Origin of the sequence: Streptomyces acidicola, assembly GCF_009377235.1 — a bacterium.
In the GTDB taxonomy this organism is placed as follows: domain Bacteria; phylum Actinomycetota; class Actinomycetes; order Streptomycetales; family Streptomycetaceae; genus Streptomyces; species Streptomyces acidicola.
This window is the reverse complement of record NZ_VMNX01000305.1, coordinates 1-9,716: the sequence shown is the minus strand read 5'-3', so window position 1 is coordinate 9,716 and position 9,716 is coordinate 1. Positions and strand designations below refer to the sequence as shown.

General features: G+C 69.2%; 9 protein-coding genes and 3 pseudogenes. 5 read left to right on the top strand and 7 right to left on the bottom strand.

The annotated features are described in order from the left end of the window. Nucleotides 1-16 precede the first annotated feature (16 nt). On the bottom strand, nt 17-1,273 hold the full coding sequence (locus FPZ41_RS41550) for an IS110 family RNA-guided transposase (RefSeq protein WP_152869439.1): 1,257 nt from the start codon (nt 1,271-1,273) through the stop codon (nt 17-19). A gap of 194 nt (nt 1,274-1,467) precedes the next feature. Then, on the bottom strand, nt 1,468-3,117 hold the full coding sequence (locus tag FPZ41_RS41545) for an ABC transporter permease (protein ID WP_228023355.1): 1,650 nt from the start codon (nt 3,115-3,117) through the stop codon (nt 1,468-1,470). 385 nt (nt 3,118-3,502) lie between these two features. Between FPZ41_RS41545 and FPZ41_RS49125 the strand changes: the two genes are divergently transcribed. Continuing rightward, nucleotides 3,503-3,646, top strand: coding sequence for a hypothetical protein (locus FPZ41_RS49125; protein WP_228023354.1), 144 nt, complete (start codon nt 3,503-3,505; stop codon nt 3,644-3,646). Nucleotides 3,647-3,771: 125 nt separating this feature from the next. Here the strand turns inward: FPZ41_RS49125 and FPZ41_RS41540 are convergent. Beyond that, nucleotides 3,772-4,483 (bottom strand): annotated as a pseudogene (locus FPZ41_RS41540) (ABC transporter ATP-binding protein). A gap of 155 nt (nt 4,484-4,638) precedes the next feature. On the opposite strand from FPZ41_RS41540, the gene FPZ41_RS41535 reads away from it, so the two are divergent. Next, nucleotides 4,639-5,466, top strand: coding sequence for a sensor histidine kinase (locus tag FPZ41_RS41535; protein WP_152869437.1), 828 nt, complete (start codon nt 4,639-4,641; stop codon nt 5,464-5,466). 30 nt (nt 5,467-5,496) lie between these two features. Beyond that, nucleotides 5,497-6,192, top strand: a complete 696-nt coding sequence (locus FPZ41_RS41530; protein ID WP_322621393.1) for a response regulator transcription factor — start codon at nt 5,497-5,499, stop codon at nt 6,190-6,192. 430 nt (nt 6,193-6,622) lie between these two features. Here the strand turns inward: FPZ41_RS41530 and FPZ41_RS41525 are convergent, their stop codons facing one another. The 4 genes and pseudogenes from FPZ41_RS41525 to FPZ41_RS41520 form a co-directional block, all read right to left on the bottom strand. Then, the gene (locus FPZ41_RS41525; RefSeq protein WP_152869433.1) at nt 6,623-7,294 is read right to left on the bottom strand and encodes a response regulator; all 672 of its coding nucleotides are present in this window, start codon (nt 7,292-7,294) and stop codon (nt 6,623-6,625) included. Nucleotides 7,295-7,310: 16 nt separating this feature from the next. Beyond that, entirely contained in the window at nt 7,311-7,484 is a 174-nt protein-coding gene (locus FPZ41_RS49120; protein ID WP_322621396.1) for a hypothetical protein, read from the bottom strand. A 12-nt stretch (nt 7,485-7,496) separates the two neighbouring features. Beyond that, nucleotides 7,497-7,550: pseudogene (locus FPZ41_RS50075) on the bottom strand (hypothetical protein); the annotation flags it as partial. A 5-nt stretch (nt 7,551-7,555) separates the two neighbouring features. After that, nucleotides 7,556-8,401, bottom strand: a complete 846-nt coding sequence (locus FPZ41_RS41520) for a histidine kinase dimerization/phosphoacceptor domain-containing protein (RefSeq protein WP_322621392.1) — start codon at nt 8,399-8,401, stop codon at nt 7,556-7,558. A gap of 281 nt (nt 8,402-8,682) precedes the next feature. On the opposite strand from FPZ41_RS41520, the pseudogene FPZ41_RS41515 reads away from it, so the two are divergent. Together FPZ41_RS41515 and FPZ41_RS49710 are read left to right on the top strand one after the other, a co-directional pair. Further along, nucleotides 8,683-9,108 (top strand): annotated as a pseudogene (locus tag FPZ41_RS41515) (ATP-binding cassette domain-containing protein); the annotation flags it as partial. A 16-nt stretch (nt 9,109-9,124) separates the two neighbouring features. Then, nucleotides 9,125-9,253: a hypothetical protein gene (locus FPZ41_RS49710; protein WP_322621395.1), complete on the top strand. Its 129-nt coding sequence runs from the start codon at nt 9,125-9,127 to the stop codon at nt 9,251-9,253. Nucleotides 9,254-9,716 lie beyond the last annotated feature (463 nt).

Genomic DNA, 9,716 nt, shown 5'->3' with positions numbered 1-9,716 from the left:
GCCCCTATGGGTTTCGTCAACCGGTGGGGGTGGGTTGGGGGTCGTAGAAGGTGCCGTCGCGGAGCATCGCGAAGAGGACGTCGGCTCGGCGTCTTGCGAGGCAGAGGAGGGCCTGGGTGTGGTGTTTCCCTTGGGCGATCTTCTTGTTGTAGTAGGCGCGGGAGGCCGGGTTTGCAAGGGCCGCGAACGCGGAGAGGAAGAAGGCCCGTTTGAGCTGCTTGTTTCCTCTCCGGGAAGGTTGTTCGCCGCGGATCGAGGATCCGGAGCTTCGGGTCGCCGGGGCGAGCCCGGCGTAGGCCGCGAGGTGGGCGGCGGACGGGAAGCTGCTGCCGTTGCCGACGTCGATGAGGATCCTGGCTCCGGTCCTGACCCCGATCCCGGGCATGGAGGTCAGGACCTTGGAAAGAGGGTGAGCCTCCAGCAGTTCCTCGATCCGGGCGGCAAGCAGTTTGCGCTGGTCGAGCACGGATTTCAGCTGGTTGGCGAGGCTAGGGACGATCAGCGAGGCCGCGTCGGTGCCGGGAACGACGACGGTCTGCTCGTCGAGCGCGGTGAAGACGTCGTCGACCAGGCGCTCGGCCATCCGCGGGGCTTTGGCCCGTATCAGATGGACCAGCCTGCGGCGTCCGGCCTTCCTCAACTGGGCGGGAGAACCGAACTGGTCGAGCATCAGCAGCACGGCCGGGTGCTGGATGCGCGGGCCTAGGACCCGCTCCAGCGAGGGGTGGATCTGGGTGAGCAGGCCGCGAAGCCGGTTGCTGACGCGGGTCGCCTCGCCGGCGAGGTCGTCGTCGAAGCCCACGATCATCTCCAGTTCGGCGACGGTCTCGTCTTCCAGTTCGAGGGCGCGGAGCGTGTGCGGAATGGCGCGGGCGGCGTCCGCGATGATGAAGGCGTCGCGGGCGTCGGTCTTGGCCTCACCGGGGTAGAGGTCGGCGATCCGCCGCATGGTCAGGCCCGGCAGATAGGCCACCTTGCAGCCGGCACGCCGGGCGACGGTCAGCGGCAGGGCGCCGATGGAGGCGGGCTGGTCGACGACCACGAGCACGGTGCCGTGCTTGGCCTGCAGCTTCTCGAAGAGCTCCCGCAGCTTCGGTTCGCTGTTCGGTAGCCGCTTGTCGAAGGCTTTCTTCCCTGCTGGGGTGATGGCGGTGGCGTGATGCTCGCCCTTGCCGACGTCCAGGCCGAGAAAGGCGCCGACGTCACTGGTGTCGATCACGTGCGTCCTCCGGTCGCGCGGCCCGGCCTCACCTGCGGCACCAGCTGCCGGCATCCACATGACGAAGAGCCTCCCAAGTCCCTCGCGGGAACCGGTGGTCATGCCCCTAATCCGCGGTCTGCCAGTGCCTCCGGGACCGGTGACACCCCCCCAGATCCTCATGGTCAACAGGGGGGACCAGTCATGCCGGGCCCGGAGGCCGGGAACCCCATTGCGGGGCCGATCAAGAAGGTAATGGGGGAGAAGAGCTACTCGTTGTGCAGCACCTTGGCGATAGTGAGCCGCGCTGCCGACCTCGCCGGGATCAGCGCACCGAGGACGGCGATCGTGACGCCCGCCAGAACGAGGGCGGTCAGCTGTGGCATGTGCCAGACCTGTTTCATGGATTCTGGGAACGAGATCACCCCGACGCGGTCCACCACCAGCCGGTGCGCGACGATCCCCAGGGGGATCCCCAGCAGCCCGCCGATCGCTCCCGGAGCCGCGACGGATGACACGGTCATCACCATGACTTGACGCGGCGTCATTCCGATCGACTTGAGCATGCCCAGGTCGCGGCGCCGCTCCCGGATGTTGAGCAGGACGGTGTTGAAGACGCCGAGTGCTGCGACGACGGTCAGCAGCACGGTGAACACCGACGCGAAGCCGACAACGGTCGTGGTGGCGGTGTCGTCCGAGTGCCGCAGTGCGGGACGGAGGGCCGGATCCGCCGCCTTGACCGCTGTGATGTAGCGCTGGGCGTCGGCGCCGCGCGCGAGCCGGACCGTGTACTCGGCCGCCTGCGTTGTCGGGTCGAGTTGCGTCAGTGTCTGCCAGTTGGAGTCCAGTGCCTGGGCGTTGCCTTCCATGAGCTCACCCACGATGGTGACGGGGGCCTGCTTGCCGTTCAGCTGGATGGTGACCCGGCCGCCTACCGACAACCCGTGCTGATTGAGGAAGGCCGGACCGGCTGCGGCCTCCCCGGCGCGGGTCGGCCAGTGTCCCTTGACGATTTCGGAGGCGAGGTCCTGGGTGTCCCCGCGGTAGAAGTTCGTGAATACGGTCTGTGTGTACCCGGCCAGTCTCACCTTGGTGAGCGCGCGAGCGGTCACCTGATCCGCGCCGGGCAGAGAGCGCAGTCGTTGTTCGGTCTGCCGGTCACTCAGCTTCGGAGCGTTCTGGCCGCGCGCAGGCGCGTCTGCCTGTACATCGACCCGGGCGGAACCATCGCCCTTGCCGGCTTTTCCGTAGGCGACCATGGTGCTGGTCAGACCGGTCGTCAGGGTCACTGTGGTGATTCCGAGGACGATGGCCGCCATGGTCAGGAGGGAGCGGCCCGGTCGGGCGAACGGCTGGCCCAGCCCCAGGCTCATGGCACGCGGCAGCCGGGTTCCGCTGAGTCGGCGCTGGATGCGTAGTCCGCGTCCGGTCTGTGGTGCGCTCCCCGCTGTGATGGCCTGGGCCGCGGACAGCCGGTGAGCGCGTACGGCGGGGATCAGGGCGGCAATGACGACGAGGGCTGGCATGCCCACCAGGCAGACGACGGACGGCCACCAGCTCATACCGATGGAGGCCCTGCCCGTTTCGATGCCGGAGAAGGCCACCTTCAGGATGGGGCCGGCCACTGCGTTGCCGATCAGGGTGCCGATGGCGCAGCCGATGATCGCGGGGATGGAGACCATCGTCAGGTAGACCGCCACCACCTGGTTCGGGGTGAAGCCCAGCGACTTGAGCACGCCGATGTGCCGGTGCCCGGAGACAACTGCCCCGCTGACGACATTCCCGACGATCAGTACGGAGACCAGAAGACCAAGGACGCCGAAGAACGTCATGAACGGTAGATACGCATCGGCCTGTGCGGAGAAGGCCCGCTTGAGGGTGAGGTAGGACTGCGCGGTGGTCAGCGAACCGGCGGGCAATTCGGCGGTGGCTGTGGTGAGGCCGGTACGCAGCTCCTGGTTCGGTCGCGGCGTTCGTGAAGCGGTACAGCATCTGGGCGGTGGTCGGGTTCAGTCGATCCATCTGCTCGGGTGAGACCCAGGCCCCGGCGGACTTGCTCATGCTGGTGGCGAAGCCGACGACGGTGAGGGTCGGGGCTCCCCGGGCCTTGAGCTTGGTGCCGAGCTGGCCGGGGCCGGGCGTGCCGTCGACGGGCCAGTTGACGACGATTTCACCGGGAGCGGTGGCCCAGCGGCCCTCTAGGAGGCGGATGCGGTCCACCGGGCCGTCCGGATCGGCCCGGCCCACGACGGCGAGAGAACCGGCCGACATCCACAGCCAGTCGTTGGGCATCTCCAGGACGGCTTGCCCGAAGGGCCCGGTGGCGGCCTCGACGCCAGGGCGGTGGGCCGTCTGCGCCAGCTGCGCAGGCGACGCCTTCTCCAGGTCGAACGCCGCCACGGCATGAGTGCCGCGCTGCTGGTCGAATGCCTTGTCGAAGGGAGCTGAGGCTGCAGTGAGCAGCCCCAGCCCGAGCAGGATGGTCGTGGTGGAGCACAGGACCACGAGCCCGATGACGAGCGTCTGGAGCCTGCGGCGTCTCACGGCCGCACGCGAGGCCCTCCACACGGCGCTCATGCGGTCGGCTCCAGCGTGCTCTCGCGGGCCACTCGGCCGTCGGCGACCTCGATGAGGCGGCTGGCGCAGCGGGTGGCCAGGTGCGGGTCGTGCGTGACGATGAGCAGGGTCTGCCCGATCTGGTTGAGGTCGATCAGCAGGTCCATGACCTGCTCGCCAGAGCGGCTGTCCAGCGCGCCCGTCGGCTCGTCGGCCAGGAGCAGGGCCGGGCGGTTCATCAGTGCCCGAGCCACGGCCACTCGTTGACGCTCCCCTCCGCTCAACCCGGCCGGGTAGGTGTCTTTGCGGTCGGCGATGCCCAGTTCGTCGAGGAGTTCCAGCGCGCGGCGGCGGGCCTGCCGGGCGGACGTGCCGGTCAGCTGGGCGGCCAGCGCGACATTGTCCAGGGCAGGCAGGTCGTCGATCAGGTTGAAGAACTGGAAGATCATGCCGATGGTGTCGCCGCCGGAACAGCGCGAGACCGGTCTCGTTCAGCTTTCCCAGGTCCTGGCCATGGACCTGTACCGTTCCCGACGTCGGACGATCCAGGCCGGCAACCATGTTGAGCAGCGTGGACTTTCCGCACCCGGAGGGCCCCATCACCGCGATTGCTTCCCCGGCACGGATATCCAGGTCAACGCCGTTCAGGGCCTTCGCGTCGCCGTACTCCTTGTGGACGTCGTCCAGCCGAACGACGACCTGCTGGGAGCTGTCCAGATCAGTTGTCATGGCATGAAACCTAGAAGCGGCACGACCGGTACGACGTCCCCCGCCGGATGTAGCCGGCCCCGCAGGTCATCCTGGGGATGTAGAGAACTGGATCCGGAGCATGACGCGGACGGGCGTGCCGAGCTGCGAGGCTTGTGCGGGTGGGGAGTTCAGGGTTGATCTGGCTGGTTGCGGCATTGGCGGCGGCGTGTGCCGCGGTTGTCGTCCTGAGTGCGGCGCTCATCCGGGCGCGGCGGCGGCACCGAGCAGCCATCGAAGAGCGCGGCTGGCTGCTTGAGCGGGAGCGCGAGAGCGCGGCACGGACCGCAGTTGAAGCCGAGCGGGCCAGGATCGCGGCCGAACTCCACGACATCGTCAGCCATAACGTGAGCCTCATGGTTGTCCAGGCCGGGGCCGCCCGCGAGGTGCTGGCCACCATGCCCGACGAGGCCGAGGCCGCGCTGAGCGCCGTGGAGAGCGCCGGGCGGACCGCCATGACCGAGCTGCGGCACCTGCTCGGCCTGCTCGCCCCCGCACAAAGTGGCGACGACGAACCCTTTGGCCAGGACCTGGCACTCCAGCCGAGCCTGGGCCGGCTCAGCCCGCTGATCGACCGGATCGCCTTCGCCGGCCTGCCCGTGGAGGTGCGAATCTCCGGGGAGCCCCGCCCGCTGCCGACCGGGATCGATGTCACCGCCTACCGGATCATCCGGGAGGCGCTGACCAACGCCCTCAAACACGGTGACGGAGCGAAAGCCGAGGTGACAGTGCGGTACGCAGAGCACTACCTGCGCGTCGAAGTCCTGAACAGCGGACCAAGCGTCCTGACCGGCGACGCTGTCGGGCCTCGCAGCCATCCGGCCGCAGGCCAGGCTCACGGAGCGGGACGGGGACTGCTCGGCCTGCGAGAGCGAGTCGCCGTCTACGGCGGCGACCTGGACGCCCGGCGCCGCCTGGGCGGCGGCTACCGTGTCCGCGCCCGAATCCCGCTGGACCGCCCATGACCACACCCACCGGCCCTGCCCCCCCGTGTCGTGATCGCCGACGACCAAGAGCTGGTTCGCACCGGCTTCCGCCTGATCCTGACGGCACGCGACATCAAGGTGGTCGGCGAAGCCGCAGACGGAGCCGAGGCCGTCAAAGCCGTACGCCGCCTGCGCCCCGACGTCGTCCTCATGGACATCCGCATGCCGAACATTGACGGACTGGAAGCCGCCCGCCGCGTCATCGCCCAGGCCCCGGACTGCCGAGTGATCATGCTGACCACCTTCGATCTCGACTCCTACGTCTATGCCGCCCTCGCCGCCGGTGCCAGCGGCTTCCTCCTCAAGGACGTCACCCCCACACATCTCGCAGCCGCCGTACACCTGGTCGGCACCGGTGACGCACTGCTCGCACCCTCGATCACTCGCCGCCTGGTGGAGCGCTACGCCTCCAGTGCCGCACGGACCGCTCCGGGCTCGGCACCCCTCGCCGTCCACCGAGACCTTGCCGTACTGACGCCGCGCGAACGTGAGGTGCTGACGCTCATGGGCAAGGGTCTGTCCAACGCCGAACTCGCACAGGAACTGACGTTGAGCGAAGCGACGGTGAAGACCCATGTGGCCAGGATTTTCGCCAAGCTGGCCCTGCGCGACCGGGCCCAGGCCGTCGTCCTCGCCTACGAGACAGGACTCGTCGCACCCGGCGAATCCGCTGAACTCGACTGCCGGTGCCGTGTTCCACGATGAACGGGTCCATCGGCACCAGCGCGAACCGCCGGGTGAACTGGCGGGACACCGGGTCGAGCTTGATCTCGATGGCCGAGGTGAAGTGCGCGTCCGCCGGGTTGTAGATGTTCCCGTCGGGTGCCTTGACCTTGTACTTGAACACGAATCGCCCAGCGCGGGCGCGTGTTCCGGATCCGGCGGCCTGCTGGTCGGCAGCCGCCACTCGTGCTGCGAAGTGACGGCGGACGTCTGCCCGGGAGCCGATCGGTCCCTTCCGACTGCAACCGCCCTGGCGGCACGACGAGTTGAGCCCGTCGCGGTCGGGGCCGGCTTGTTCGGTGTGGGGCCGGATGCCGTGGAGGCGTACGGTGTGATCTCCGGGCAACGTCGTGAGCAGCGGCAGGGCTATGCGAGGAACGGACCAGGAAACCGGTGTTGCTGTCAGACGCGTTCAGCCGGGCAGCGTGACGAGCCCCGTCTCGTAGGCGGTGATCACGAGCTGAACCCGATCCCGGGCGCCCAATTTGGTGAGCAGGCGCGACACGTGCGACTTGGCGGTGGCCACCGTGATGAAGAGGTCCTCCGCGATCTCGGTGTTCGACCGGCCACGCCCGACCAGGGTCAGGACTTCCCGTTCCCGCTCGGTGATGCCCTCGACCAGCCGTGGGGAGCGTGCCGAGGCGGCTTCGGGGCGCACGGCGAACTCTGCGATCAGACGACGCGTGACACCCGGGGCGATCAGCGCGTCGCCGGCGGCGACCACGCGGATCGCCGCGAGGATCTCGTTCAGCGCCATGTCCTTGACCATGAAACCGCTCGCTCCGGCCCGGAGCGCACCGTAGACGTGGTCGTCCTCGTCGAAGGTGGTCAGGACGAGGACGCGGGCGGTCGCCGGACCGGCGGTGATCAGTCGAGTGGCCTCGATCCCGTCCATGCCGGGCATCCGGATGTCCATCACCACGACGTCGGGGCATATGGCCCCAACCAGTTGGACCGCCTCGGCGCCGGTGGACGCCTCACCGACGACCTCCAGGTCAGGGTGGTCGGCCATGATCACGCGCAGGCCGGACCGCACCAGTGGCTGGTCGTCGACGAGCAGGACGTGTACGGGACTGCCGGTCATCGGGCCTCCACCGGAACTACGGCGAGGTCGGGCAGGGGCAGCCGCGCCGCCACCCGGAAGCCGCCCTCGGGGCGCGGCCCGACGCTGAGGCGGCCGTGCAGCAGAGCGACCGCTCGCGCATGCCCACGATGCCGAAGCCGTGGGCCGGGCCGTCCTCGGTGGCGCCGCGCCCGTCGTCGACGATTTCCACGGATAGTTCCCCGTCCCCGTACTCGATGGTCACTCGGCAGTGTCCGGTGCCCGCGTGGCGGACCACATTGGTCAGCGCCTCCTGGACGATACGGTAGGCCGACAGGTCGATATCGGCGGGCAGCGGGCGCTGTTCCCCGCCGCGGCGCACGTCGACGCGTACGCCGGCGTCGCCGCCAGCCGTTCGAGGTCCGCAAGACCGGGCGAAGGCGTGATCGGTGCCCGCCCCGAAACCTCTGCGCCCGGGTCTGCCTGGCGGAGTGCCACCAGTGTGCGCCGCAGGCCCGACAAGGTCTTTCTGCTGGTGGCTTCGATGGCTCGCAGCGCCTCGTGGGCCTCCGCGGGCTGTGTCCGGATGACCCGGCTTCCCACGCCGGCCTGGATGGCGATGATGCCGATGCTGTGCGCGACCATGCCGTGCAACTCCCGTGCGATCCTCAGCCGTTCGGCGATGACGGCCTCGGCCACCTCCTGCGCGCGCAGCTCCACCGCGTGCTCGCGACGCTCGCGGCTCAGCAGACCGACCGTGCAGGCCGCGGCCATCGCCAGGAGGGTGATCACGAGGTTGACGGTCAGGCTGTCGGCGTGCGCGAAGCCGCCGACGAGCAGGAGCTGGACGACGAGAGATGTGGCCGCGGCGACGGTCGAAGCCCGCCGCGCGCGGGTGGCGACGATGAAGCCCAGGACGAGGTCGACCGCCAGATACGACAGGAACTGGCCCTGGTACGAAGCCGACAGATCCACACCGGCGGAGCTCGGGGGACCCACCACCGCGGCCGTGGATCCGAGGAGCGCCATGGCCAGGGCCAGGAGCGGCCCGCGTCGCAGGACACCGACGAGCAGACTCGCCGCCAGCAGTGCCCCAATGCCGTGGACCGTGCCCGAAGCCCGCGGCGCACCTCCTATGAGCAGACCCACCGCGAGGACGTACAGAACACCCCCCCACCCAGGCCATGACCTTCGTTCTCGTCATCGGCGGTGTGCCTTCTCGAGGCGATGTGCCCACTCAAGAGAACGGTCGTGCCCTGCGACGCGCTCAGGCAACGGGGTGGTCCGTATGTCGTTCATCCCGCGAGGCTATCCAGCCGCCGACCCTGCGGCATCGGCCCGTGGACGTACGCCCACGGGCGAAGGCGGCCACGGGATTGCCACCCACGGCCCCATGACCGGACGGGGCCCTCCCGGCAAGGGTTGTCCATGTGATCGAAGTCAACGAACTCACCAAGCGCTACGGCGGCAAGACCGCCGTCGATCAGCTGTCCTTCACCGTGCGGCCGGGCCAGGTCACCGGCTTCCTCGGCCCCAACGGAGCCGGAAAGTCCACCACCCTGCGAATGATCCTCGGCCTGGAAGCCCCCGCCTCGGGCACCGCCACCGCCAGCGGAGTCCCCTTCCGCAGCAACGCCCGGGGACTGCGGCATGTCGGCGCCCTCCTCGACGCGGGTCAGGTCCACGGCGGACGCACCGCCACGGCCCACCTGTCCGCCCTGGCCCGCAGCAACGGGATCTCCCCGCGCCGTGTGGACGAGGTCCTGCACGAAGTGGGATTGACCGACGCGGCGAACCGCCGCATCGGCGGGTTCTCGCTCGGCATGAAGCAGCGCCTCGGAGTCGCCACCGCCCTGCGGTGATCCCGCGGACATCGGCGCGGTAGTCGCGTTCCTCGCCTCACACGAGGCTTCATTCATCAACGGCCAGCACCTCGTCGTCGACGGCGCACTGAGCCTGAACGGCAGCCTCGTGCCCATCAACAGCTTCCAAACCCAGTAGCGATCACCTCGCGCCTCCCCAGGCGAGGGTTCCCAAATACCTACTTAGCTCAGCCGACGCGCATTCCCCGAGCCGCTGGACGACGCGCCGGCGATCGAGACGGCCCGTGCCCAGCGCCGCCGCCAGGCCGCAGCGACTGAGGCCGCCGCCCTGCGCCGGGCCCGGAAAGAGCGCGCGGCCCGGAAGTCCGGGACGTCAGCCGACGTCCCGGAGACGGCCGTGCTGCGGACCACGGCCTGAGCCCAACTCATAGATCAGCACGGTGACGGGCTGGCCGCGTTCGAGGTAGACTCGGCCGGTCATGCCGTTCACCGGCGGGGCGCTGTCTCGGGTGGGGGGGTGCCTCTATGTCTTTCGTCAAGCGAGGCGTGGGGTTCTGGGTTCGTAGAAGGTGCTGTCGCGGAGCATCGCGAACAGCACGTTGATCCGTTGGCGGGCCAGGCGGAGAAGTGCCTGGGTGTGG